This window comes from Sphingomonas sp. LM7, from assembly GCF_002002925.1.
Taxonomy (GTDB): Bacteria; Pseudomonadota; Alphaproteobacteria; order Sphingomonadales; family Sphingomonadaceae; genus Sphingomonas.
Window position 1 is genome coordinate 3,005,226 of sequence record NZ_CP019511.1, and the last position, 21,679, is coordinate 3,026,904.

At 66.8% G+C, this 21,679-nt stretch carries 25 protein-coding genes; 11 read left to right on the forward strand and 14 right to left on the reverse strand.

Annotated elements, in window-relative coordinates:
- The first annotated feature begins 65 nt into the window (after positions 1-65).
- From ftsE to BXU08_RS13735, 4 genes are read left to right on the forward strand one after another with little or no spacing between them, the layout of a single operon-like run.
- The gene (ftsE, locus tag BXU08_RS13720; RefSeq protein ID WP_077510562.1) at positions 66-767 is read left to right on the forward strand and encodes a cell division ATP-binding protein FtsE; all 702 of its coding nucleotides are present in this window, start codon (positions 66-68) and stop codon (positions 765-767) included.
- Positions 764-1,648: an ABC transporter permease gene (locus BXU08_RS13725; RefSeq protein WP_077510563.1), complete on the forward strand. Its 885-nt coding sequence runs from the start codon at positions 764-766 to the stop codon at positions 1,646-1,648. Before ftsE ends, BXU08_RS13725 begins: the two co-directional genes overlap by 4 nt.
- The gene (locus BXU08_RS13730) at positions 1,645-2,187 is read left to right on the forward strand and encodes a YdcF family protein (RefSeq protein ID WP_077510564.1); all 543 of its coding nucleotides are present in this window, start codon (positions 1,645-1,647) and stop codon (positions 2,185-2,187) included. Before BXU08_RS13725 ends, BXU08_RS13730 begins: the two co-directional genes overlap by 4 nt.
- Entirely contained in the window at positions 2,187-2,891 is a 705-nt protein-coding gene (locus BXU08_RS13735) for a 1-acyl-sn-glycerol-3-phosphate acyltransferase (protein ID WP_077510565.1), read from the forward strand. The genes BXU08_RS13730 and BXU08_RS13735 overlap by 1 nt, the downstream gene beginning before the upstream one ends.
- 510 nt (positions 2,892-3,401) lie before the next feature.
- Here the strand turns inward: BXU08_RS13735 and BXU08_RS13745 are convergent.
- Complete coding sequence (locus BXU08_RS13745; RefSeq protein WP_077510567.1) at positions 3,402-4,310, reverse strand: prephenate/arogenate dehydrogenase family protein; 909 nt, start codon at positions 4,308-4,310, stop codon at positions 3,402-3,404.
- Positions 4,310-5,404, reverse strand: a complete 1,095-nt coding sequence (gene hisC / locus BXU08_RS13750; protein ID WP_077510568.1) for a histidinol-phosphate transaminase — start codon at positions 5,402-5,404, stop codon at positions 4,310-4,312. The genes BXU08_RS13745 and hisC overlap by 1 nt, the downstream gene beginning before the upstream one ends.
- A gap of 67 nt (positions 5,405-5,471) precedes the next feature.
- Between hisC and BXU08_RS13755 the strand changes: the two genes are divergently transcribed.
- Positions 5,472-7,037: an NAD(P)/FAD-dependent oxidoreductase gene (locus BXU08_RS13755; protein ID WP_077510569.1), complete on the forward strand. Its 1,566-nt coding sequence runs from the start codon at positions 5,472-5,474 to the stop codon at positions 7,035-7,037.
- A gap of 130 nt (positions 7,038-7,167) precedes the next feature.
- Here the strand turns inward: BXU08_RS13755 and BXU08_RS13760 are convergent, their stop codons facing one another.
- Complete coding sequence (locus BXU08_RS13760; protein WP_150125537.1) at positions 7,168-8,385, reverse strand: imm11 family protein; 1,218 nt, start codon at positions 8,383-8,385, stop codon at positions 7,168-7,170.
- A 227-nt stretch (positions 8,386-8,612) separates the two neighbouring features.
- Between BXU08_RS13760 and BXU08_RS13765 the strand changes: the two genes are divergently transcribed.
- The 4 genes from BXU08_RS13765 to BXU08_RS13780 are packed head-to-tail and all read left to right on the forward strand — an operon-like array spanning position 8,613 to position 11,597.
- A complete protein-coding gene (locus BXU08_RS13765) occupies positions 8,613-9,734 on the forward strand; it encodes a homoserine O-acetyltransferase (protein WP_077510571.1) in 1,122 nt (373 codons plus the stop codon).
- Complete coding sequence (locus tag BXU08_RS13770) at positions 9,731-10,150, forward strand: GNAT family N-acetyltransferase (RefSeq protein WP_077510572.1); 420 nt, start codon at positions 9,731-9,733, stop codon at positions 10,148-10,150. Before BXU08_RS13765 ends, BXU08_RS13770 begins: the two co-directional genes overlap by 4 nt.
- Complete coding sequence (gene metW, locus BXU08_RS13775; RefSeq protein WP_077510573.1) at positions 10,147-10,740, forward strand: methionine biosynthesis protein MetW; 594 nt, start codon at positions 10,147-10,149, stop codon at positions 10,738-10,740. The genes BXU08_RS13770 and metW overlap by 4 nt, the downstream gene beginning before the upstream one ends.
- A complete protein-coding gene (locus BXU08_RS13780) occupies positions 10,737-11,597 on the forward strand; it encodes a pirin family protein (RefSeq protein WP_077510574.1) in 861 nt (286 codons plus the stop codon). The genes metW and BXU08_RS13780 overlap by 4 nt, the downstream gene beginning before the upstream one ends.
- A gap of 280 nt (positions 11,598-11,877) precedes the next feature.
- Here the strand turns inward: BXU08_RS13780 and BXU08_RS13785 are convergent, their stop codons facing one another.
- Positions 11,878-12,330 carry a hypothetical protein gene (locus BXU08_RS13785; RefSeq protein WP_077510575.1) on the reverse strand — a complete coding sequence of 151 codons (453 nt, stop codon included), beginning with the start codon at positions 12,328-12,330 and terminating at the stop codon, positions 11,878-11,880.
- Positions 12,331-12,377: 47 nt separating this feature from the next.
- The gene (gene ssb / locus BXU08_RS13790; RefSeq protein WP_077510576.1) at positions 12,378-12,932 is read right to left on the reverse strand and encodes a single-stranded DNA-binding protein; all 555 of its coding nucleotides are present in this window, start codon (positions 12,930-12,932) and stop codon (positions 12,378-12,380) included.
- Positions 12,933-12,985: 53 nt separating this feature from the next.
- On the opposite strand from ssb, the gene BXU08_RS13795 reads away from it, so the two are divergent.
- Entirely contained in the window at positions 12,986-13,159 is a 174-nt protein-coding gene (locus BXU08_RS13795) for a DUF4169 family protein (protein ID WP_077510577.1), read from the forward strand.
- Here BXU08_RS13795 and BXU08_RS13800 read toward each other — a convergent pair.
- Genes BXU08_RS13800 through BXU08_RS13815 form a run of 4 tightly spaced genes read right to left on the reverse strand, consistent with a single transcriptional unit; the run spans position 13,156 to position 16,874 of the window.
- Complete coding sequence (locus BXU08_RS13800; protein WP_077510578.1) at positions 13,156-15,012, reverse strand: ferrous iron transporter B; 1,857 nt, start codon at positions 15,010-15,012, stop codon at positions 13,156-13,158. The genes BXU08_RS13795 and BXU08_RS13800 overlap by 4 nt on opposite strands.
- Positions 15,009-15,299 (reverse strand): ferrous iron transport protein A, encoded by a 291-nt coding sequence (locus BXU08_RS13805; RefSeq protein ID WP_376787760.1) that lies wholly within the window; start codon positions 15,297-15,299, stop codon positions 15,009-15,011. Before BXU08_RS13805 ends, BXU08_RS13800 begins: the two co-directional genes overlap by 4 nt.
- Positions 15,300-15,336: 37 nt before the next feature.
- A complete protein-coding gene (locus BXU08_RS13810; protein WP_077510580.1) occupies positions 15,337-15,993 on the reverse strand; it encodes a COQ9 family protein in 657 nt (218 codons plus the stop codon).
- The gene (locus tag BXU08_RS13815; protein WP_253190379.1) at positions 15,993-16,874 is read right to left on the reverse strand and encodes a DMT family transporter; all 882 of its coding nucleotides are present in this window, start codon (positions 16,872-16,874) and stop codon (positions 15,993-15,995) included. Before BXU08_RS13815 ends, BXU08_RS13810 begins: the two co-directional genes overlap by 1 nt.
- Before the next feature lie 108 nt (positions 16,875-16,982).
- On the opposite strand from BXU08_RS13815, the gene BXU08_RS13820 reads away from it, so the two are divergent.
- The gene (locus BXU08_RS13820) at positions 16,983-18,119 is read left to right on the forward strand and encodes an alkene reductase (protein ID WP_077510582.1); all 1,137 of its coding nucleotides are present in this window, start codon (positions 16,983-16,985) and stop codon (positions 18,117-18,119) included.
- A 15-nt stretch (positions 18,120-18,134) separates the two neighbouring features.
- Here BXU08_RS13820 and BXU08_RS13825 read toward each other — a convergent pair whose 3' ends face one another.
- Genes BXU08_RS13825 through ribD form a run of 5 tightly spaced genes read right to left on the reverse strand, consistent with a single transcriptional unit; the run spans position 18,135 to position 21,673 of the window.
- Positions 18,135-18,593 carry a hypothetical protein gene (locus BXU08_RS13825; RefSeq protein WP_077510583.1) on the reverse strand — a complete coding sequence of 153 codons (459 nt, stop codon included), beginning with the start codon at positions 18,591-18,593 and terminating at the stop codon, positions 18,135-18,137.
- 3 nt (positions 18,594-18,596) lie between these two features.
- A complete protein-coding gene (gene ribH / locus BXU08_RS13830) occupies positions 18,597-19,016 on the reverse strand; it encodes a 6,7-dimethyl-8-ribityllumazine synthase (protein ID WP_077510584.1) in 420 nt (139 codons plus the stop codon).
- The gene (gene ribB / locus BXU08_RS13835; protein ID WP_077510585.1) at positions 19,016-20,191 is read right to left on the reverse strand and encodes a 3,4-dihydroxy-2-butanone-4-phosphate synthase; all 1,176 of its coding nucleotides are present in this window, start codon (positions 20,189-20,191) and stop codon (positions 19,016-19,018) included. The genes ribH and ribB overlap by 1 nt, the downstream gene beginning before the upstream one ends.
- Entirely contained in the window at positions 20,139-20,747 is a 609-nt protein-coding gene (locus tag BXU08_RS13840) for a riboflavin synthase (protein WP_077510586.1), read from the reverse strand. Before BXU08_RS13840 ends, ribB begins: the two co-directional genes overlap by 53 nt.
- On the reverse strand, positions 20,747-21,673 hold the full coding sequence (gene ribD, locus BXU08_RS13845; protein ID WP_077512408.1) for a bifunctional diaminohydroxyphosphoribosylaminopyrimidine deaminase/5-amino-6-(5-phosphoribosylamino)uracil reductase RibD: 927 nt from the start codon (positions 21,671-21,673) through the stop codon (positions 20,747-20,749). The genes BXU08_RS13840 and ribD overlap by 1 nt, the downstream gene beginning before the upstream one ends.
- Between the last annotated feature and the right edge of the window lie 6 nt (positions 21,674-21,679).

Below are 21,679 nucleotides of genomic sequence, written 5' to 3' on the forward strand. Positions count from 1 at the left end.
AGCCCGGGAGCGGGCTGTGCGATGTCGTGCGCCACCCCGAAGCAAGGAGCGGCCGGCGCCCGCGAATGGCCAATATCGTCCAGTTCGAGAATGTCGGCTTGCGCTATGGCACGGGATCCGAAACGCTCTCCGACGTCAGCTTCACGCTCAAGAGCGGGTCCTTCTATTTCCTGACCGGCCCGTCCGGCGCGGGCAAGACGTCGCTGCTCAAATTGCTCTACCTCGCCCAGCGCCCGTCGCGCGGGGTAATCCGGCTGTTCGGCGAGGATGCCGGCGCCTTGCCGCGCCAGCGTCTGCCCGGCTTTCGCCGCCGCATCGGCGTTGTGTTCCAGGATTTCCGGCTGGTCCCGCACCTGTCGGCCTATGACAATATCGCCCTGCCGCTGCGCGTCGCTGGCGTGCAGGAAGTCGATGTCGAGGCGCCGGTGCGCGAAATGCTCGCCTGGGTCGGGCTCACCGATCGCGGCCGCGCCAAGCCGCCGACCTTGTCGGGCGGCGAGCAGCAGCGCATCGCCATCGCCCGCGCGGTGATCGCCCGCCCCGAACTGCTCGTCGCCGACGAGCCGACCGGCAACGTCGATCCCGAAATGGCCGAGCGCCTGCTTTACCTGTTCGAATCGCTCAATCGGCTCGGCACCACCGTGGTGGTCGCGACGCACGATTTCCATCTGCTCCACCGCATCCCCAACGCGCAGATGATGCGGATCGAGAACGGAAAGCTGAGCGATCCCACCGGCGTGCTGCGCAACCCGCCGGGCGAAGCATGATCCTCGGTCTCCACCCTGCCGGCCCCGAGCGGCGGCTGCTCGACGAGGGCCGGCGCACGCGCGCAATGACGTGGATCATGGCGATCATGCTGTTCCTGACCGTGCTCGCCGGCGCGCTGGGGCTGGGGATGTTCGCCGCCACCGCGCAGCTCGACCGCGAGCTTTCGGGCAGGCTGACGGTGCAGATCGTCGAGCCCCTCGCCAGCCTGCGCGACGCCCAGGCGGCGGCGATGGTCCGCGAACTCGGCCGGCTGCCTGGCGTGGCCCGCGCCCGCGAAGTCGATCGCGCGCACCTTGCCGAATTGCTGCGGCCATGGCTCGGCGATGCCGGGCTCGATCCGGACCTGCCGATGCCCGCCATGATCGACGTCGAGGTGCGCGGCAGCGATGTCGCCGCGGTCGAGCAGGCGGCGCGGCGGATCGCGCCCGGCGCGCGAGTCGATCGGCATGCCCAGTGGCTGTCGCCGGTGCGCAGTTTCATGTCGACGATGAGCTGGCTCGCGGTGGCGCTGATGCTGCTGATCGCGAGCGCGACCGCCGCCGTCGTGCTGCTTGCCGCGCGCACGGGGCTGGACACGCACCGCGACACGATCGAAGTGCTGCATATGCTGGGCTCGACCGACATCCAGATCGCCCGCCTGTTCCAGCGGCGGATCGCGTTCGACACGCTGCTCGGCGGCCTTGCCGGCACCGTGGCGGCTCTCGCGCTGGTGTGGTTCCTCCAGGCGCGGCTGAGTGCGCTGGGCTCCGAGATGCTGGGCGGCGTCGCGCTCCAGCAGCGCGACTGGTTCCTGTTGCTCCTGCTGCCGATCAGCTTCGCGCTGCTGGCGACCGGTGCGGCGCGCATCGCAGTGCTGCGCGCGCTGGGGAAGCGGCTATGATCTGGCGCATCGCCTTGCTGCTGCTGGTTGCCTGGGCGCTGGGCTTCGCGGCATTTCTGCTGTCGCTCGGCACTCCGCTCGACAACCACAAGACCGACGCGATCGTCGTACTTACGGGCGGCTCGGGCCGGATCGACCGCGGCCTCGCCACGCTGCGTGCCGGTGACGCGAAACGGATGCTGGTGAGCGGCGTCGATCCCGATGTCCGCCCGGTCGAGCTCGCCGTGCAGTTCAAGATCGACCGCAAGCTGATGGCATGCTGCATCGATCTAGGCTGGCAGGCGGTCGACACCCGGTCGAACGCCGACGAGACCGCCAAATGGGTCCAGCGCCACGGCTTCAAGTCGGTGCGGCTGGTGACTACCGACTGGCACATGCCGCGCGCGCGGATGGAGCTGGCCAGCGCGCTGGGCAACGGCGTCGAAGTCGTTGGCGACGGCGTGCGCAGCGGCGCGAACAGCCCGGGCTGGCGGGTGCTGTTCCGCGAATATCACAAGTTCCTGGTGCGCCGGATCGCACTGTGGGTCGGGGCAGGCTGATGGACCGGGTGCGCACGATCCTGTTCGGAATCATATTTTACGGCGTATCGGTGCCGATCGTGCTGCTGGCGCCGGTGATGGCGCTGTTCGGCCAGCGCGCGTTCCGCGGCTGGGTGCTGCGCTGGACCGAGTATCAGGCGTGGTGCGCGCGCCACATCGTCGGCATCCGCACCCGGACCGCAGGCGCGCCGCTGGCCGGGCCCGCACTCTACGCGGCGAAGCACCAGTCGTTCTTCGAGACGTTCGAGCTGGTGCGGATGCTCGGCGCTCCGGCGATCGTCATGCGCCAGGAGTTCGCGCGCATCCCGGTGTGGGGTTGGGCGGCGCGGCGCTATGGCGTCATCATCATCGACCGCAGCGGCGCGGCATCGGCGCTCCGCCAGATGATGCGCGAAGCCAAGGCAGCGGGTGCCGAGGGCCGTTCGGTGATCCTGTTTCCCGAAGGCACGCGCTCGGCGATGGGCGAGGCGCCGCCGTTGCAGGCGGGACTCGCCGGCCTCTACCGCGCGGTCGGCCTGCCGGTAGTGCCGGTAGCGCTCGACAGCGCGCGGGTGTGGCCCAAGCACGGGCCGATGCATCCCGGCATGGTGACGTTCCGCTTTGGCGAGCCGATCCCCGCGGGGCTGAAGCGCGACGAGATCGAGGTACGCGTCCATCGCGAGATCAATGTTCTCAACGCGGGTGCGATCATCACGGAAGAATGACCGCTGTCACCCCATTTGCGGACATCCGCCTCCGGGCTATTCTACCGCGATGAAACGGGCTGGATTCCTTGCATATGCTGCCGGTTTAGCAGGAATAACCCTGCTTACTGCAGGATCCACGGTCAATTCGATCCTATTTCTATATGATTATGCCGGTAGATTTAGCGTAGTTGCAGTGACTGGCTGGCTGATCGCCACATTTTGCCCAATCACCTTGTCTTGGCTTGTTTGGATAATGTCCGGGCGGATAAAGACGCGCTGACTCCCGCACCTCATTTATATTCCCGCGGCGATGACGGTCTTCGCAATAGGCCAGTCACTGCTTTTCGATACCGTCGGGGTCTTGGGTGACAGCATGGCAGATGGCTTCGCGCTGTTGACCGGTATCTGCTACCTTATGCTCGCGCTCCTGGTCCACCTCACCGCTACCATAGCCCTCGGCGTGGCGAACGTCAGGCGTTGGCGAACGGCAGCTAACCACCGATCTTGGACATGCCCGCCTACCGCAGCCTAGTCGTGCGAGCGGCCGAAATCAGGCCGCGCATCGTCCTGGCCGGAATCGATGATCGAGCGGCGGACGGCGCGGGTGCGGCTGAACAGGTCGAACAGCTCGTCGCCCTTGCCCCAGCGGATTGCGCGCTGGAGTGCGGTCAGATCCTCCGAGAAGCGCTGGAGCATGTCGAGCACCGCCTCGCGATTGGCGAGGAAGACGTCGCGCCACATCGTCGGGTCCGACGCGGCGATACGGGTGAAGTCGCGGAAGCCGCCCGCCGAATATTTGATGACCTCCGAAGCCGTCACTTCCTCCAGGTCCGAGGCTGTGCCGACGATCGTATAGGCGATCAGATGCGGCAAATGGCTGGTCACTGCGAGCACGCGATCATGGTGCGCGGGCTCCATCGTCTCGACTTCGGCACCCAGGCGGCGCCAGAATTCGAGCACGCGCTCGACTGCGAGGGGTTCGGTGCCCTCGGGCGGCGTGACGATGCACCAGCGATGCTGGAACAGCGACGCGAAGCCGGCTTCGGGCCCGCTGTTCTCGGTGCCGGCCACCGGATGCGCGGGCACGAACACTGCATCGGGCAGCGACGCGCGGACTGCCTCGATCACGCTTTCCTTGCACGAGCCGACATCGCTGACGATCGCATCGGCGGGCAGATCGGCGGCGATCTCCGCCGCAGCCTGCCCCATCGCGCCGACCGGCACGCAGAGTATCACCAGATCGGCATCGATCACCGAAGTGCCGGCGGTGTCGGCGATGTCGTCGCACAAGTCGATCCGCACCGCGATCTCGCGCACCGCCGGATCGGCGTCATAGCCGGTGACCCGCACGCTCGGCATATGCTGGCGCACGGCGCGCGCGATCGACGAGCCGATCAGGCCCAGCCCGATGACGGTGACGCGCGCGAAAGGCAGCATCAGGCGCTCACGATCTTGCGGATCGCCGCGGCGACGCCCTGGATCTCGTCCTCCGTACCGATGGTGATGCGGAGACCGTGCGGCAGCCCCTGCCCGGGCAGCCAGCGGACGATATAGCCGCGCTCCATCAACGCCTTGTACGCGGTTTCGGCATCCACTTCGCCTTCGAACAGGACGAGCTGGAAGTTCGCCTTGGAAGGCACCGCGCGCAGGCCCTTGTTTCCCATCGCGTCGATCTGCTCGGCGAACCAGCCGCGCCATTGCCGGTTATGGCTATAGCTGCGCTCGACGAATGCGTGGTCGCCCAGCGCCGCGATCGCGGCCTTTTGCGCCGCGGTGCTGAAGTTGAACGGCGCGCGGATGCGGTGCATCGCGTCGATCATCGCGGGCGCGCCATAGCCCCAGCCGACTCGCTCCGAAGCCAACCCGAAAATCTTCGAAAAGGTGCGCGTCACGAGCACATTCGGCACGGTGCGCGCCAGATCGAGCGCACCGTCATCATCCTCCGGATCGAGATATTCGGTATAGGCCTGGTCGATCACCAGCAGCACATCCGCCGGCAATGCGGCATGCAGCCGGGCGATTTCCGCGCGCGACGTGTAGGTGCCGGTCGGATTGTTCGGATTGGCGACAAAGACGACCTTGGTCCGATCGGTGACGCACGCAAGGATCGCATCGACGTCGGTCGCATAGTCCTTGTCGGGCGCGATCACCGGCGTCGCACCGACGCGGCGCGCAGCGATATCGTACACCGCGAAGCCGTAGCGAACGTAGATCACTTCGTCGCCGACGCCGGCATAAGCGCCCGCGGCGAGATGCAGAACCTCGTCCGATCCGGTGCCGTAGATGATCCGCGCCGGATCGAGATCGTAATGCGCGCCGATCGCCTCGCGCAGCTCGGCCGCGCTGGCATCGGGATAGCGTTCGAGCTGCGCCGCGGCCGCGGCAAAGGCGTCGCGCGCCACTTGCGGAGTGCCGAACGGATTCTCGTTCGACGAGAGCTTCACGGCCTTGGAGCCGGAATCGGTGGTCGAGCGCCCCGGCACATAGGGGGCGATCTCCATGACCCAGCGATTGGGAACGGGTGCTGTCATGGTCGCGCGGCTTGGCGGAATGGCCTGCGGATGGCAAGCTTGGTCTGGGCGAGTACAGGAGGGGGCGATGCGGGGTAGCAGCACGGTATGGCGGGCGCTGGCAACAGCGCGCGCGCGCAATGCGGCGGAAGCGGGCGAAGCGGCCCCGATCCCGGGCGCACCGGGCGCCACGCGGCGCGCCTTGCTCAAGGGGATTGCGGGTGTCGGCCTGGCCTCGGCGCTGCCTCGCCCGGCGCATGCCTATGCCGGCGGACGCGTCGCGATCGTCGGCGGCGGCATCGCCGGACTGAGCGCGCTCCATCACCTGCGCCAGGCCGGTGTCGATGCGCATGTCTATGAAGGCCGCAATCGCACCGGCGGGCGGATGTTCACCCATCGGCCGCCGGGGGCGACGCCGTTCGAAGTCGGCGGGCAGCTGGTCAACACCGATCACGACGACATGCAGGCGCTGTGCAAGCACTTCGACGTGCCGCTGGTCGACCGCAAGGCCGAGCCGCACCAGACTCTGATCCTCGGCGACGGGCGGCTGCTGGGCGAAGCCGAGCTCGCCGAGACGCTGCGTCCGATTGCCGCGCAGATCGACAGGGATTCGGCGCGGCTCGACAAGGACTTCGATCGCGTTGCCACCGAGCTCGATCGGATGTCGATCGCCGGGTATCTCGACAAGCATCGCGGCCTGATCGGCAAGCCGTGGATCCGCGAGCTGCTGGAGGCGACCAGCCGCACCGAATATGGCGTCGAACCCGCGCATGCGTCCGCGGTGGAACTTGTGTTCAACCTGCCGACGGTGGACGGCGAGCGCATCGAAGTGCTCGGCGAATCGGACGAGCGCTACGTCATCCAGGGGGGCAGCTCCAGCCTGATCGAGGCGATGACGGCGCATTATGCCGACTGCATCACCACCGGGAAGCGGCTGGCGCGGATCGAGCGCGGCGGCGCGGGCGTACGCCTGACCTTCCTCGACGGATCGACCGAGGACGCAGAGACAGTGATCGTCGCGGTGCCGGCGCCGTTGCTGCGCCAGATCGACTGGCGCGTGCCGCTCCCGTCGGTGTGGCGCGAATTCATCGCCGAAATGGAGCTGGGCTATAACGAGAAGGTCCAGGCCGGCATGAGCACTACACCGTGGCGCACGCCGATGGGAATCGGCGGCGAGCTGTGGCAGACCAGCGCCGCGGCCGGCTGGGCGCTGGGCTGGGACGGCAGCGTCCACCGCGCCGATGGCGTCACACCGGTCTGGACGTGGTTCCTCGGCGGCGACGAAGTGAAGCGGGCCGAGACCCAGGCGCCCTCGGCGCTGGCCGCGCGCTTCGCCGGGATTGCCGCGCCGGCAATTCCGGGACTGGAAGCGGCTTCCTCGGGTCCGTTTGCGCGCACCAATTGGCACATGCAGGCGCTGACATTGGGCGCCTATGTCAATTTCCGCCCCGGCCAGATCTCGCGCTTCGCCCGGCTGCTCTGCGTCGAATCGGACAATCCCGCCGAGCGGCACGTCCCCGCAGCCGGGCGCATCTACTTCGCCGGCGAGCATCTGTCGGAGGCGTATCCGGGGTACATGAACGGCGGCGCGCAGACCGGGCGCGTGGCGGCGGAGGCGATCAGCGGGCAGCCGGGAGTGCGCAGGGCGGCTTAGCACTGGCTGCACGCGTGGCGAGCCGATGCGTGACGGGCTAAGCGCCCAGTTCGAGACATGGATCGACGTTTTCAATTCGTCCGAATGCGCTTCATTTGAAGTGGATCGCGGGGCGAACGGTGAAGCGATCTCAATCGACGAGTTCGTACCTTCCAAATCCGAAATGGGGCCAGCCGCGTTCCTCGATGGCCGCCGCAAGCGCTTCGGAGACGAACAGATCGCCGGCCAGCCATTGATCCCGCCATGCATGCCTGCCGGCAACCGCGGCGCGATCGATCACGATCCTGCCCTGCTCGCCGCCGGGATTGTACCAGGGCGGGTCTGAAAGCATAGTCGAGTGTGGGCGACTGCCGGTGTCGAGCCGGGCGCCGAGCACCAGGATATGGCGCTCTTCGGTGACGGCCCCCTGCTTACCGACGAAAGCGATCGGCAGGAATTGGTGCACACCGGGCTCGAACTGCTCGATCAGTTGCTTGAGGCGCGTGCTTACCGTGGGCGGCAGATCGGAATAGCTGAAAAAGTCGGGCGCATTGCCCTTGGTTTGCTGCCAGTAAAAGGCCCGCGTCGGCACGGTGGCCGGGTCTAGCCGGCGGCCATGTCGGACTGCGCCTGCCAGCAAGCTCGGCGTGCCGCCGGGATCGTCGGCGAAGCGCACGGCGCCCGCCTTCCCGTCGAGTATCTTGAGCTTGATCTTCACCGGCACGCCCGAGGAGGTCACGCGCGTCTGCTCGGAGACGACATAGACCGCGTCGGCAAGCGGCGGCGGCACATAGGCGCCATCGAGATCGGTCTGGTCGTAATGATCGAGCAGCAGGCCGGTGAAGCCGGCGGCGCGGGCCGCCTCAGCCAGCCTGTCGGAGGCGAGATAGTGGCTCTCCGTCCGCAAGCCGCCGTTGATCCATAAATGCGCCTCGCCGATCATCCGCGCGTCGAAGACGAGCCGTTGCGCGCGCCCCCCCGTTTGCCGCCAGAGAACACCCGAAGACTTGATCCAATCGCTGTGCTCGGCACTCACCGCGTCAAAGGTCTGCGTCACGTGAAGGAAAAACCGCGCCTCGCTGCTGCCGTTCGGAAGCGTCACGCGGACCGGATAGAAAGCGTGGCGCCCGGGTTCCAGCCGCTCGATCACGTCGCGCACGCGGGCGCTGATGCAGAGATAGGGAAGTTTGACGAGGTCGGGCAGGCGCTCGATATCGGTCAGCCATGCAATCTCGGTCGGGGCGCCGAAGCGCGAGGTGCCATCGGGCCAGGGTATGATGGTGAAGCTGCCCGCCGTGGTTTCATAGCTATCCCTCGAGCCGCGGCTAAACACGCCCTGGATTGCGCGCGCCGTAAACCTGTATGCCATGTTCGCCTCCGACGATTGCGTCATGGATGACAGAAATGGGTTTACCGAGACTGAAGCCGGGCGTCAGGCAGGACTGGCCGTCTGAAAGAGGCCCGATATCGAACGGAGTGCCGAACCAATCCGGCGCGTCCTGCCGTTGCAGGAACGCAGGCGAGCACCAGGGTATCGCTTATCGTCGCCAAGCGCGCCTTATTGCCTCCCCGCCCCGCACCCCCTAACCGGTCGCCATGTCCGATGACCCGCGTTTTGGCCTGAGCCGCACCGCGACGCTGCCGGGGCCGCTGCGGCTCGACGGCGGCGTGCTGCTGTCGCCGGTCGACATCGCCTATGAGACTTATGGCAGCCTGGCCCCCGATGCCGGCAATGCGATCCTCGTCTGCCATGCGCTGACCGGGGACCATCATCTCGCCTCGAACCATCCCGTGACCGGCAAGCCGGGCTGGTGGGCGCGGATGGTGGGGCCGGGCAAGCCGATCGACACCGATCGCTATTTCGTGGTCTGCGCCAATGTGCTCGGCAGCTGCCTCGGCTCATCGGGGCCGGCGAGCATCAATCCGGCCACCGGCAAGCCCTGGGCGATGGCGTTTCCGGTCATCACCATCCGCGACATGGTCCGCGCGCAGGCGATGCTGCTCGACCATCTCGGCGTCGAAAAGCTCTTCGCCGTCGTCGGCGGATCGATGGGCGGGATGCAGGCGCTGAGCTGGGCGGCGACCTTCCCCGAGCGCGTCGCCTCAGCCGTAGTGATCGCCAGCGCGGCGCGGCATTCGGCGCAGAACATCGCCTTCCACGAAGTCGGGCGGCAGGCGATCATGGCCGATCATCGCTGGCGCGGCGGCGACTATTATGCGGACAACGATCCGCCAGCCTCGGGCCTCGCCGTGGCGCGGATGGCGGCGCACATCACCTATCTGTCCGAGGCCGGGCTGACCGCCAAGTTCGGGCGCAAGCTGCAGAGCCGCGATTCGAAGACCTTCGGCTTCGACGCCGACTTCCAGGTCGAGAGCTATCTGCGCCACCAGGGGCTGAGCTTCGTCGACCGGTTCGACGCGAACTCCTACCTCTACATCACCCGCGCGCTCGACTATTTCGACCTGGCCGAGGAGCATGGCGGCACGCTCGCCAATGCCTTTACCGGCGATACGCGCTTCTGCCTGGTCAGCTTCGACACCGACTGGCTCTACCCGACCGGCGAATCGCGGACGATCGTCCATGCGCTCAACGCCGCCGGCGCGCCGGTGAGCTTCGTCGAGCTCTCGTCGCCGTTCGGGCACGACGCCTTCCTGCTCGAAAATCCCGAACTCGACCGGGTGATCTCGGGCTTCCTCGGCGCGGGAGAGACGCGATGAATTACCGGATCTCGTTCGATCCCGAGGATCAGCAGCTCGACGTGATCCACGGCTATCTCGTGCGCTCCTATTGGGCGGAAGGCATCCCGAAGGACGTGGTGGCGCGCTCGATCGCGCATTCGCTGTGCGTCGGGGCATTCGACGATGACGAGCAAGTGGGTTTCGCCCGCGTCGTCACCGATCGCGCGACCCTCGCCTATCTCGCCGACGTGTTCGTGCTGGAGGGGCATCGCGACCGCGGGCTCGCCCAGCAGATGCTCGAGGCGCTGGAGGATCATCCCGAGCTTCAGGGGCTGCGGCGCTGGGCACTGTTCACCCGCGACATGCAGCCATTTTACGCCAAGTTCGGCTGGGAAGCCTATCCGCATCCAGATCGGCTGATGGTCCGCGACGATCCGGACATCTATTCGCGATGAGTTTGCGTCCGGACCTCGCAATCATCGCCGCCAACGTCCAGCCGGTGACGCGCGTGCTCGATGTCGGCTGTGGCGACGGCGCGCTGATGGCGGCGCTGCGCGACCAGCGTGGCTGCGACGCGCGCGGGCTCGAGCTCGATTCGGCCGATGTCGCCGCGGCGATGGCGAAAGGCCTGTCGGTGGTGCAGGGCGATGCCGACAGCGACCTTGCCGACTATCCTGACGCCAGCTTCGACTATGCGATCCTCAGCCAGACGCTGCAGACCACGCGGCGGCCCGACCGGGTGCTCGACGAGCTGCTGCGGATCGGGCGGCGCGCCTTCGTCTCCTTCCCCAATTTCGCGCATTGGCGGGTGCGTGCGTCGCTGCTGTTCGGCGGGCGGATGCCGGTGACGCGGCTGCTGCCGATCGAATGGTATGCCACGCCCAACATCCACCATGTCACCGTCGACGATTTCCGTGCGCTGGTGAAGAAGCGCGGGATCATCGTCGAGGATTGCTGGTTCCTCTCGGGCGACCAGCGCACCGGATCGGGCTTCGCCAACATCTTTGCCGAACATGCCGTGTTCCTGCTGAGGAAGGACCGATGACCAGCCGGTCGGTCACCGCCGTCCATGCCGCCTATCGCGACGATATCGGCGATCTTGTCACGCGGCGGCCGGTGCCGGGGCCGGGCGTCGAGAATGTCGGCGCGTTCCTTTTCCTCAACCATCACGGGCCCCAGATCTACACTCCAGACAATCGCGGCCTGCCCTTCGGCCCGCACCCGCATCGCGGCTTCGAGACGGTGACCTTCATCCTCGAAGGCGAACTCGCGCACACCGATTCGGCGGGGCACGAGAGTATCATCCGCGCCGGCGGCGTGCAGTGGATGACCGCGGGCCGCGGGATCGTCCATGCCGAGGTCTCGCCGGCGGGGTTCAAGCGCGATGGCGGGCCGCTGGAGATCCTCCAGCTCTGGCTGAACCTGCCCGCGCGGCTCAAGATGACCGCGCCGCGCTATGTCGGGCTCCAGGCCGATGGCATTCCGGCGATCACTGCCGAGGGTGCGACGGTGCATCTCATCTCGGGTGAATTTCAGGGGCACAGCGGACCGATCGAGTCACTCACCAGCGTGTTCCTCTGCTGGGTCGAGTTGCAGCCGGGCACCGCGGTGACGTTCGACGGGCTGAACGGCCGCGACATATTCCTCTACGCGGCGCGCGGCGGCGTCGCCGTCGAGGACCGGCAAGTCCCGCACTTCCATCTTGCACAGCTCGGCGCGGGCGACAGCGTTACGGTCAGCGCTTCGAAGCCCGCGCTGTTCCTGTTCGGCCATGCCGACCCGATCGACGAGCCGATCGTCGCACACGGCCCCTTCGTGATGAACAGCGTCGAGGAAATCCGCACCGCGTTTGCCGATTATCAGGCAGGCAAATTCGGTGTCGCGGAGATCGTCGAGCGCTAGGACAGATCGACATTGCCCGCCCTGCCAGGCGGTCGGAATATCCTTGAAATGTAGGATTTCACCTGCTGCGCTCGGGGCGCTGCCACTCGGGCGCCGCTATTTGACCCTGTCGATCCCGGAATCCACGATGCTGGTCGAGCAATCGGTAATTTCCACATCGCGGCGGCGCCGGCGGAACTGCCGTTAAGTGTGAACTTGGTGTCAACTTCGCTGTCTCCACGAGCGCACGCGACCAGCCATAGCCCGCATTCTGTTCAGGGGCGGGGAAGATACCAATGTCCTAGGGGTGAACGCTGCGGCCCCAATTTACGGTGGCGCGCGTGCCGCCGTTCATCGGCTCGACCACGATCATCAGGCTGCGCTCTTTTTCCTCGCCCGCAGTATATTTGGTCGGCGTCAGCAAAACCTGGCCGAGGCCAGAGGCATTGGCCTGCTCGCGGGACCAGCCCAGTACCTTGGCCGGCTGCTCCCTGGTCAGATAGACGATGCTGCCGCTGACATGGCGCGGCGTGCCATCGGGGCCCGAGATGCAGGTGGTGATCTGAGAATCGGCATAGATCGGCACGAAATCGGGCTTGTTCGAACAGTCGATTGCCGCCGAGATGGCAGCGGGCTTGCCCTCGGCTGCTGCCGCGGCGACATTCTGTCCGGTGGGGTCGTCCGTCGTCTCCGAGGAGACCCCGCCGCCGCATGCCGCAAGCAGCAGCGCGGAACTCACGGTCAAATGGCGCATCGTCGATCCCCTTCGGACACCCAACGATGCGCCGGGACGCAAGTTGCTCAGAACGGCACGTCGTCGTCGAGATCGTCGGGGAAGCCGCCGCCGAAATTGCCGCCGCTCTTCTGGCCGCCGCCGTTGAAGTTGCCGCCGCCACCGCTTCCGCCGCGGCTCGACGACTGGCCCGAGAACTCGTCGCCGCCGCTGGCGCCCCAGTCATCGCCGCCGCCACCGCTGCTGCGACCCGCGCCGCCGCCCTGGCCGGGCGCGCCGTCCAGCATGGTCAGCACCGAATTGAAGCCTTGAAGCGTGACTTCGGTCGAATAGCGGTCATTGCCCTGCGGGTCCTGCCACTTGCGGGTGGTCAGCGCGCCTTCGATATAGACCTTGCTGCCCTTGCGCAGATATTTCTCGGCGACGTTGGCAAGGCCTTCGTTGAAGACCTTGACCGTGTGCCACTCGGTCTTTTCCTTGCGCTCGCCCGAGTTGCGGTCCTTCCAGCTTTCCGACGTGGCGATGCGGAGCTCGACCACCTTGCCGCCGTTCTGGAACGACCGCGATTCGGGATCGCGCCCGAGATTGCCGATCAGAATGACCTTGTTGACGCTGCCGGCCATGGAAACTCCGCTGTATGATCGATATGGATAGGTGAACGAACAGGGTACTATCGATGGCTGAGATCATCAACCTGAACAAGGCGCGCAAGGCGAAGACTCGTGTGGACAAGGCAGCGCAGGCCGAGGTCAACCGTACGCGCTTCGGGCGGACAAAGGCACAGAAGCAGGCAGACGCCGCCGAGCCCGCAAAACTGGTGCGGCTGCTCGACGAGTCGAAGCGCGACTAAAGGCCGAGCGCCACCGCGCTCCAATAGGTAATCCCCGCCGACACATAGGCGAGCACGAACAGATAGCCGACCATGAAGGCGGGCCATTTCCAGCCATTGGTCTCGCGCCGCGTTACCGCGATCGTCGAGATGCACTGCGGCGCGAACACGAACCACATCAGAAAGGCGAGCGCGGTCGGCAGCGTCCAGTTCTTGCGCAGGTTCTCGCGTATCGTCGCCTCGCCCGAGGCGTCTTCGGGATTTTCGACCGCATAGACGGTGCCGATTGCAGCGACCGCGACTTCGCGCGCCGCCATCGCCGGGATCAGCGCCAGCGCGATGTCGCGATTGAAGCCGATCGGCGCAACTACGGCCTCGAGCCCATGCCCGATCCGTCCGGCGATCGAATAATCGACCTGCGACACGCTCGAGCCCTCGGGCGGCTTGGGGAAGCTGAGCAGCGCCCAGAGCACGATGGTGGTGAACAGGATGATCGTGCCTGCGCGCTTGAGGAAAATCTCGGCGCGCTGCCACAGCCCGACTGCAAGATCGCGCAGCCGCGGCAACTGATATTTGGGCATCTCCATCATGAAGCCCGAGGTCGCCCCCTTGGTGACCGTGTGACGCAGCACGAGTGCCGCCACGAAGGCGCCGACGATCCCCATCACATACAGGGCGAATAGCACCAGCCCCTGCAATCCGATCCCCGGCAGCACCGAACGATCGGGGATCAGCGCGCCGATGATGATTGCATAGACTGGCAACCGCGCCGAGCAGGTCATCAGCGGTGCGATAAGGATCGTGGTCAGCCGGTCCTTCTCGTCCGAGATTGTGCGCGTCGCCATGATCCCAGGGACTGCGCAGGCGAAACTGGAAAGCAGGGGAATGAAGGCGCGGCCCGACAGGCCGACGCTCGACATCACCCGGTCCATCAGGAAGGCGGCACGAACCATGTAACCCGACGCCTCCAGGACAAGGATGAAGGCGAACAGGATCAGAATCTGCGGAAGGAACACCACGACGGCGCCGACGCCGGCGATCACGCCATCGACGATCATCGAGCGGAGCAGCCCGTCGGGAAGCGTATCGCCGATAGCGCCGCCGAGCCAGGCCATGCCCGCCTCGATCCAGCCGATCGGCGCCTCCGACCAGGCGAACACCGCCTGGAACATCACAAACAATATGCCGAGAAGGAGGATAGTGCCCCATAGCGGATGCAGCGCCACGGCGTCGAGGCGATGCGTCCAGCGGCGGGCGGCCGTCTCGGAGATGGTGACCGCCGTGGCGATCTGGCGCGCGCGGCGCTGGAGGACGACGATGTCGTGGGTGACCCCGGCACCGGGACGCACGGTATGGACGGTGCGGACAACTTCGCCGAGCCGTTCCTTGAGCGCCTCGAGGCCGCGCTTGCGTACCGCCACGGTGGGCACCACGGGCACGCCGAGTTCGCGCTCCAGTGCCTCGGGATCGAGCTTCAGCCCGTCGCGCTCGGCCAGATCGACCATGTTGAGCGCGACGACGATCGGCAGCCCTAAAGCGATCAGCTGGAGCGTGAAGCGCAGGTGATTGTCGAGGTTCGACGCGTCGATCACGGTGATGATCGCGTCCGGCAGCCGCTCGCCCTGCTGGCGTCCGACCAGCACGTCGCGCGTCACTTCCTCGTCGGGCGACGAAGGATCGAGGCTGTAGGCGCCAGGCAAGTCAAGCAATTCGACCGGACGGCCATCGGGCAGTGCCATGCGCCCGGCGTGGCGCTCGACCGTGACGCCGGGATAATTGCCGACCTTCTGCCGCGCGCCGGTAAGCGCATTGAACAGCGCGCTCTTGCCGGCATTGGGGTTGCCGACCAGCGCGACCAACGGTGCCTGGTTCATGATCCGGCGTTCGGCGACACGTGAATCGCGGCGGCGACATGGCGGCGCAGCGCCACCGTCATCCGACCGATCCGGCAGGCGACGGGGCCGCCGCCGAGCAGGCCGGAGCGATGGAGCATCTCGACTTCGACACCCTCATCGAGACCAAGCTCGCGCAGGCGCCGGCTTTCGGGTTCGGTGAGGACATGCCAATCGACCGTCGCCACCGTGCCGGGCTTGAGACGTGGGAGTTGGGCAAGCCGGACGGGCTGGGGAATCGCAGCGGCGATGTTCATGCTGCGAGTCATTATCAACAACCTTCCCAGCGCGCTAGTGGGAAGGGCCCTAGACTACCGGATAGCGCAGCCGGCCGATAAAGCGCGACAGGCTGGGCCGATGCGAAGTGCGGGCGAGAAACCCCGCCTTGGCTTTTTCGAACTGCATGATGTTCTCGATCCGCCGGCCGAGAAAGGCGCGGGTATCGGCGTGGCCCTCGCTGTCGTCCTGGAGAAACACCGCGATGGTGGCTGCATAGATGCCGCCGAGCATCGCGCGCTTGGTATAGTGGTTGTAGTCGGTCGCGGTGTCGCCCGCGAGGCGCCACATGACATCGGCCGAGCGCCAGCCAAGCTTTGCGGCACGCGCGACATTCTGCGGCATCGCCAGGATCGCGGCGGCTCGGCGCAGTGCCTCGCGATTCGGCGCGGCGATGTCGAGCCGGGCCTCTACCAGCGCAGTGATTCGCGCGCGGATCTTCATCGCGGCGAGCGCTTCGGGCGTGAAGCGTGCGGCCATGGCATGATCGATGCTGGCAAACCACGCGTCGATCATCACCACCGCCCCGCCCGAGAAAGCGAGCCGGGCGACGTCGCGATCTACCCCATGCGCGTCGGCGGCGGCGTTCAGCGCGGCGTCGCTCCAGCCATCGAACGCGGCATTGGCGGCAACCGCTGGCGCGAGCGCGTCGCGAAGTTCGTCGAGCGTTGCGTCTGCGAGGTCCATCATGCCGATTTAGGCGCCCCGGCGCCGGGCGCAAGCGGTTGCGGCTTGCTCCCTTGTCGCACGAGCACCAGCGCAAGCGCGACCAGCACTGCGCCGACCGCGTCCGCTGCGGCGAGCCGCTCGTCGAAGACCACCCAGCCGAGCGTCGCGGCGACTGCCGGCTGGATCAGCAAGGCGATGCCGACGACGAGCGGCGTCAGATGGCCGAGCGCGTAGATCATACAACCCTGCCCGATCAGCTGGCTGACGACCGCCATCGCAAATAACGGCCACCAGCTGCCCGGCCAGATCTGCTCGCCGAGCGCGAAGGCGAGCAGCAGCAGCGGCGGGATCGACGCGAGCGACGACAGCGCCAGCGCCGGGATCGGAGCGAGCCGCTCGCGCACCCCCGCCATCAGGATGAAATAGAGCGCGTAGAGCAGCCCGGCGAGCAGGCAGAACAAGTCGCCGGTGAGATTGCGCGGCGACAGGCTCGCCGAGCGCCCCATCAAAAGTGCCGCGCCGATTGCAGCAAGCGCGAGCGCCAGCCCCTGCATCCGCGACGGCCACATCCGCGCGGCGATGAAGCCGTAGATCGGGAAGAGGAAGCTCGCCGAATTGCCGAACAGCGTGGCGTTGGCGAGCGTGGTGCGGCCGATGCCGACATGCCAGCTCGCCAGATCGGCGGCGAAAGCGACGCCGGCCACCGCGAGCACGCCCCACAGCCCGCGCGACGCCCGTACCGGCCGCTCGCCCATCAGCATCGATGCGGCGAGCAGCACGGGGGTCGCCAGTGCGATCCGCCAGAACCCCGCCGCCACCGGCCCGACATCGGAAACGCGGACGAACAGCGGACCAAAAGCGAGCGCGATGTTGGCGATCACCAGGGCGGCAAGCGCCATCGTCGCGTGGCTTCTAACCGGGATAGTTTTCCTTGCGGTCCGCGCTTCCTGCATAGCGCCCTCTAACGCCCTATCTGGCTCCGACCACAACAAAGGTCTTCTTGTTCGATGCCCAGCCTGTTCGATCCCATCCAGTTCGGCGCGATCCACGCCAAGAACCGCATCCTGATGGCGCCATTGACCCGCGGCCGCGCGACCCGCGCGCATGTTCCGACGCCGATCGTGGCCGACTATTATGCACAGCGCGCCGGCGCCGGACTGATCATCTCCGAGGCGACCGGCATCAGCCAGCAAGGCCTTGGCTGGGCCTATGCACCCGGGCTGTGGAGCGAGGAGCAGGTCGAGGCGTGGAAGCCGGTAGTCGCCGCGGTGCACGAAGCGGGCGGCAAGATCGTCGCGCAGCTCTGGCACATGGGCCGGCTGGTGCATCCCGACTTTCTCGGCGGCGAGGCGCCGGTATCGGCGTCGGCGAACACCGCGCCGGGCAGCGTGCGCACATATTCGGCCGAGGAGAGCGGCGAGATCAAGCGCCCCTATGCGCAGGCCCGTCCGCTGCGCACCGACGAGATTCCCGGCCTGCTCGACGATTATACGCGCGCTTCGGCGAACGCGATCCGCGCCGGGTTCGACGGGGTGCAGATCCACGCCGCCAACGGCTATCTGATCGACTCCTTCCTGCGCGACAATTCGAACTTCCGTGACGACGAATATGGCGGATCGATCGACAACCGCATCCGGCTGCTCGACCAAGTCACGCGCCGCGTGGTGGACACGGTAGGCGCCGACCGCACCGGCGTGCGCCTTTCGCCCAACGGCGAAGTCCAGGGGGTCAACGACAGCAATCCCGCGCCCTTGTTCGAAGCGGCAGCGGCGAAGCTCGACGAGATCGGCATCGCCTTCCTCGAAATGCGCGAGCCTCGTCCGACGGGCACGCGCGGCACGCCCGATCATCCGCCGGTCCATCCGGTGATGCGCAAGGTGTTCAAGGGCCCGCTGGCGCTCAATTCGGACTATCATGCCGACGACGCGCAGGCGGCGCTCGATGCGGGCGAAGCCGATGCCATCGCCTATGGCCGCACCTTCCTCGCCAATCCCGATCTGCCGGTGCGGCTCGCCGAGAAGCTGCCGCTCAATCCGCAGCGCGAGGAGCTGTTCTATGTGGGCGGAGCCGAGGGCTATACCGACTATCCGCGCTGGGATGCTGAGCGGGCGCCTAACCTCAAAGCGCCCCAATTCCCCGGCTAAAGGCCGGGGAATAGTTCAGGACCTATCCAGTCCATCGAGCCAGTTGGTGCTGGCGGCCCGAAGTTGCGCGCGCAGCTTCGGGCCCGCGGCGAGCGTGAACACCAGGAAGACCACCAGCGGCCAGAACCAGAACAGCACCACCACCAGCAGCGCAATGGCGATCGCGGCGCCCCAGCGCAGGCTGAGCAGCCGCGCGCGATTGGTCTGGCTCAGGCGGAAAATGCGAGGTGCCTTGTCGTCATACCAGCGCTTGGTGACGAAGGTGCCGGAGTCGATTCCGGCGCCCGAAGTGCGCGCTCCGCTTGCGGGAGGGGTAGGGGGAGGGCCTGACAAATCGCGCGCCGGCGTCCCGATATCCCGTCCTTCAAACGACGGGGGCGCAGAAGAAGCCGGCCGGCCCGTCCGCGTGTCGATCACTTCCAGCCGCCGGCCGCGCTCCACCACCTTGTAGCGGGAGGGCGGCGGCCGCATCATCGCTCAGCCGAACTTTGCCTTGAGCGCCAGCATCGCCAGTGCCGCCTGGGCCGCCTCGCCGCCCTTGTCCTTCTGCGCGGGATCGGCACGCACCAGCGCCTGCGCCTCATTCTCCACGGTGAGGATGCCGTTGCCCAGGGGCAAACCGTCGAGCGCCAGCGCCATCAGGCCGCGCGCGCTTTCGCCGGCGACGATCTCGAAATGATAGGTCTCGCCGCGGATCACCACGCCGAGCGCGACATAGGCGTCATACTGCCCGCTCTCGGCGGCGAGGGCCACGGCACCGGGCACTTCGAGCGCGCCGGGAACAGTGACGATCTCATAGTCGTGCCCCGCCTCCTGCAGTGCAGTGCGCGCGCCATCGAGCAGCATGTCGTTCAGATGCGCATAGAAGCGGGCTTCGACGATCAGGACGCGGGCCATCAGTTTTCCGTATCGATTGCACGCTCGCCGACGATCGACAGGCCGTAGCCGTCGAGTCCGACCAGCGTGTGGTGAGTGTTGGTGAGCAGGATCATGTCGTGCACGCCCAGTTCGGTGAGGATCGTCGCGCCGACGCCGTAGTCGCGCAGTTCGTCCATGTCGCGGGGCTCGCGCGTCCCGGCCTTGGCCTCCAGCGCGACGCTGAACTGGTCGGGGCGCGGCTTGTTGATCACCACGACCACGCCGGCGCCCTCCTCGCCGATGATCTCCATCGAGCGGCGCAGCAGCCCGCCGCGTGCGCCGTCTTCGCCGAAGATATCACTGAACGGCGAAAGCGCGTGCATTCGCACCAAGGTCGGCTTGGCCGGGTCGATCCGACCCTTGACCAGCGCGACCTGCTCGCTCTCGGTCGCCTTGTTCCAATAAGTGAGCGCTGTCCACTCGCCGCCCCAGTCACTGACGAAACTCGCCTCGGCACGCTTCTCGACGAGATGGTCGTGGCGGCGGCGATAGGCGATCAGGTCACGGATCGTGCCGAGCTTGAGACTGTGGAACTGGGCAAAAGAGACGAGGTCGTCGAGACGCGCCATCGTCCCGTCGTCCTTCATGATCTCACAGATCACGCCCGAGGGATTGAGCCCGGCAAGCCGCGCCACATCGACCGCGGCTTCGGTATGCCCGGTGCGGACGAGCACGCCACCGTCGCGCGCGACGAGCGGGAAGACATGGCCCGGCGTGACGATCGCGGTGCGGTCCTTCGACGCGTCGATCGCAACCGAAATGGTGCGTGCGCGATCGGCGGCGGAAATACCGGTAGTGACGCCTTCGCGCGCCTCGATCGAGACAGTGAACGCGGTCTCGTGGCGCGTGCCGTTGTTGCGCGACATCAGGTCGAGCCCGAGCTGGTCCACCCGGTCCTTGGTCATCGCCAAGCAGATCAGCCCGCGGCCGAACTTGGCCATGAAGTTGATCGCGTCGGGCGTCGCCATCTGCGCGGGGATGACGAGGTCGCCTTCATTCTCGCGGTCCTCGTCGTCGACCAGGATGAACATGCGGCCGTTGCGGGCCTCGTCGATCAGTTCCTCGGGCGAGGAGAGGAAGCCATGCTTCAGGCGGGCGAGTTCAGGACTGGGCACGAAGCGCCTCCATGCGCTGCAGGTAGCGGGCAAGGACATCGATCTCGAGATTGACGGCCTGGCCCGGTTGAAGTGCCCCGAATGTAGTGACGGAAGCAGTGTGGGGAATGATGTTGAGCATCAGATTTACGCCCGACGCAGTATCTTCGATTGCATTGACGGTGAGCGAGACGCCATCGACGGTGATCGAGCCCTTGGCGGCGACATAGGGCGCCAGCGCCTTGTCCGCCGCGATGGTGAGGCGGTGCGAGCCGCCCTCCTCGCGGAATTCTGCAACCGTGCCGATGCCGTCGACATGCCCCGTGACGATATGCCCGCCAAGCTCGTCACCGAGCTTCAAAGCGCGTTCAAGGTTGAGGCGACGGCCCTGCGTCCACATATCCGACGCCGTGCGCGATACTGTTTCCGCCGAGACGTCGAACGCAACGCGGCCCGGCACCTTGTCGACCACCGTCAGGCATACGCCCGAGCAGGAGATCGACGCGCCGAGGTCGATGGTATCGACGTCATAGGCAGTGGAGACCTCGACGCGCAGGTCGCCCTGGCGGCTGGCGGCAACGACGGTGCCGATATCGGTGACGATTCCCGTAAACATCAGGCGCTCGCGTAGACTTCGAGTCGGTCGCTGCCAAGCATTCGCGTGTCGATCATCCGCCAGCGACCATGCGCGGCAGAAAGTTCGGCCAGGCCGATGTCGCCAAGCGCGGACTTGCCCGCGCCGATCAGGATGGGCGCCCGGTAAAGTAGCAGGCGATCCACCAGACCCTCCCGCAGGAAGGCGGCAGCGGTCTCGGCACCGCCTTCGACGAGGAGATGGTCGATGCCTTCAAGGCTGGCAATATCGGACGGACGCGCGAGATCGCCGGTCGCCGACAGGATCAGGCGACGCGGCGAGCGCAACTCGATTCCCGGCAGCCGCACGTCAAGCTTGGGCCGGTCGATCTCCCAGGTGCGGCGCCCGACGAGGATAGCCTCGTGCCGAGCGCGTTCGAGATGGGCGTGCGCCCGCGATTCCGGGCCCGTGATCCAGCGGCTCTCGCCCGAATCGAGTGCGATACGCCCGTCGAGCGAGGTGGCGAGCTTGAGCGTAACGAAAGGGCGGCCTTTGGCGCGGCGCGTGAGAAAGCCAGGCATCGCCGCGCGCGCCTGCGCCTCGGCGGCATTTTCAATAACCTCAATCCCGGCGGCGCGGAGGCGCGCGGCGCCTTGGCCATTGGTGCGCGGATCGGGATCGCCGAGGCCGATCACCACCCGAGCGACACCGGCCTCGACCAGCAGGTCGGCGCAAGCGGGGCCACGGGACGAGATATGGGCGCAGGGTTCGAGGGTAACGTAGCAAGTCGCGCCGCGCGACTTTTCGCCCGCCTGCACCAGCGCCATCGCCTCGGCATGGGGGCGGCCGCCGGGCTGGGTCCAGCCGCGGCCGACCACACGGTCATCACGAACCAGTACGCAGCCGACATTGGGATTGGGGGCGGTGCGCCCGCGCGAGCGCTCCGATAACGCTAGTGCCGCGCCCATCCAGCG

Excerpts from the sequence above, each read along its gene's own strand:
- BXU08_RS13780 (WP_077510574.1), top strand. The coding sequence starts at position 10,737 with ATGACCAGCCGGTCGGTCACCGCCGTCCATGCCGCCTATCGCGACGAT.
- BXU08_RS13800 (WP_077510578.1), bottom strand. The coding sequence starts at position 15,012 with ATGAACCAGGCACCGTTGGTCGCGCTGGTCGGCAACCCCAATGCCGGC.
- BXU08_RS13730 (WP_077510564.1), top strand. The coding sequence starts at position 1,645 with ATGATCTGGCGCATCGCCTTGCTGCTGCTGGTTGCCTGGGCGCTGGGC.
- BXU08_RS13755 (WP_077510569.1), top strand. The coding sequence starts at position 5,472 with ATGCGGGGTAGCAGCACGGTATGGCGGGCGCTGGCAACAGCGCGCGCG.
- ssb (WP_077510576.1), bottom strand. The coding sequence starts at position 12,932 with ATGGCCGGCAGCGTCAACAAGGTCATTCTGATCGGCAATCTCGGGCGC.
- BXU08_RS13815 (WP_253190379.1), bottom strand. The coding sequence starts at position 16,874 with ATGGCGCTTGCCGCCCTGGTGATCGCCAACATCGCGCTCGCTTTTGGT.
- BXU08_RS13805 (WP_376787760.1), bottom strand. The coding sequence starts at position 15,299 with ATGACTCGCAGCATGAACATCGCCGCTGCGATTCCCCAGCCCGTCCGG.
- ribB (WP_077510585.1), bottom strand. The coding sequence starts at position 20,191 with ATGTCCTTGCCCGCTACCTGCAGCGCATGGAGGCGCTTCGTGCCCAGT.
- ftsE (WP_077510562.1), top strand. The coding sequence starts at position 66 with ATGGCCAATATCGTCCAGTTCGAGAATGTCGGCTTGCGCTATGGCACG.
- ribD (WP_077512408.1), bottom strand. The coding sequence starts at position 21,673 with ATGGGCGCGGCACTAGCGTTATCGGAGCGCTCGCGCGGGCGCACCGCC.
- ribH (WP_077510584.1), bottom strand. The coding sequence starts at position 19,016 with ATGGCCCGCGTCCTGATCGTCGAAGCCCGCTTCTATGCGCATCTGAAC.
- BXU08_RS13840 (WP_077510586.1), bottom strand. The coding sequence starts at position 20,747 with ATGTTTACGGGAATCGTCACCGATATCGGCACCGTCGTTGCCGCCAGC.
- BXU08_RS13810 (WP_077510580.1), bottom strand. The coding sequence starts at position 15,993 with ATGGACCTCGCAGACGCAACGCTCGACGAACTTCGCGACGCGCTCGCG.
- BXU08_RS13760 (WP_150125537.1), bottom strand. The coding sequence starts at position 8,385 with ATGGCATACAGGTTTACGGCGCGCGCAATCCAGGGCGTGTTTAGCCGC.
- metW (WP_077510573.1), top strand. The coding sequence starts at position 10,147 with ATGAGTTTGCGTCCGGACCTCGCAATCATCGCCGCCAACGTCCAGCCG.
- hisC (WP_077510568.1), bottom strand. The coding sequence starts at position 5,404 with ATGACAGCACCCGTTCCCAATCGCTGGGTCATGGAGATCGCCCCCTAT.
- BXU08_RS13745 (WP_077510567.1), bottom strand. The coding sequence starts at position 4,310 with ATGCTGCCTTTCGCGCGCGTCACCGTCATCGGGCTGGGCCTGATCGGC.
- BXU08_RS13725 (WP_077510563.1), top strand. The coding sequence starts at position 764 with ATGATCCTCGGTCTCCACCCTGCCGGCCCCGAGCGGCGGCTGCTCGAC.
- BXU08_RS13820 (WP_077510582.1), top strand. The coding sequence starts at position 16,983 with ATGCCCAGCCTGTTCGATCCCATCCAGTTCGGCGCGATCCACGCCAAG.
- BXU08_RS13765 (WP_077510571.1), top strand. The coding sequence starts at position 8,613 with ATGTCCGATGACCCGCGTTTTGGCCTGAGCCGCACCGCGACGCTGCCG.
- BXU08_RS13795 (WP_077510577.1), top strand. The coding sequence starts at position 12,986 with ATGGCTGAGATCATCAACCTGAACAAGGCGCGCAAGGCGAAGACTCGT.
- BXU08_RS13785 (WP_077510575.1), bottom strand. The coding sequence starts at position 12,330 with ATGCGCCATTTGACCGTGAGTTCCGCGCTGCTGCTTGCGGCATGCGGC.
- BXU08_RS13735 (WP_077510565.1), top strand. The coding sequence starts at position 2,187 with ATGGACCGGGTGCGCACGATCCTGTTCGGAATCATATTTTACGGCGTA.
- BXU08_RS13770 (WP_077510572.1), top strand. The coding sequence starts at position 9,731 with ATGAATTACCGGATCTCGTTCGATCCCGAGGATCAGCAGCTCGACGTG.
- BXU08_RS13825 (WP_077510583.1), bottom strand. The coding sequence starts at position 18,593 with ATGATGCGGCCGCCGCCCTCCCGCTACAAGGTGGTGGAGCGCGGCCGG.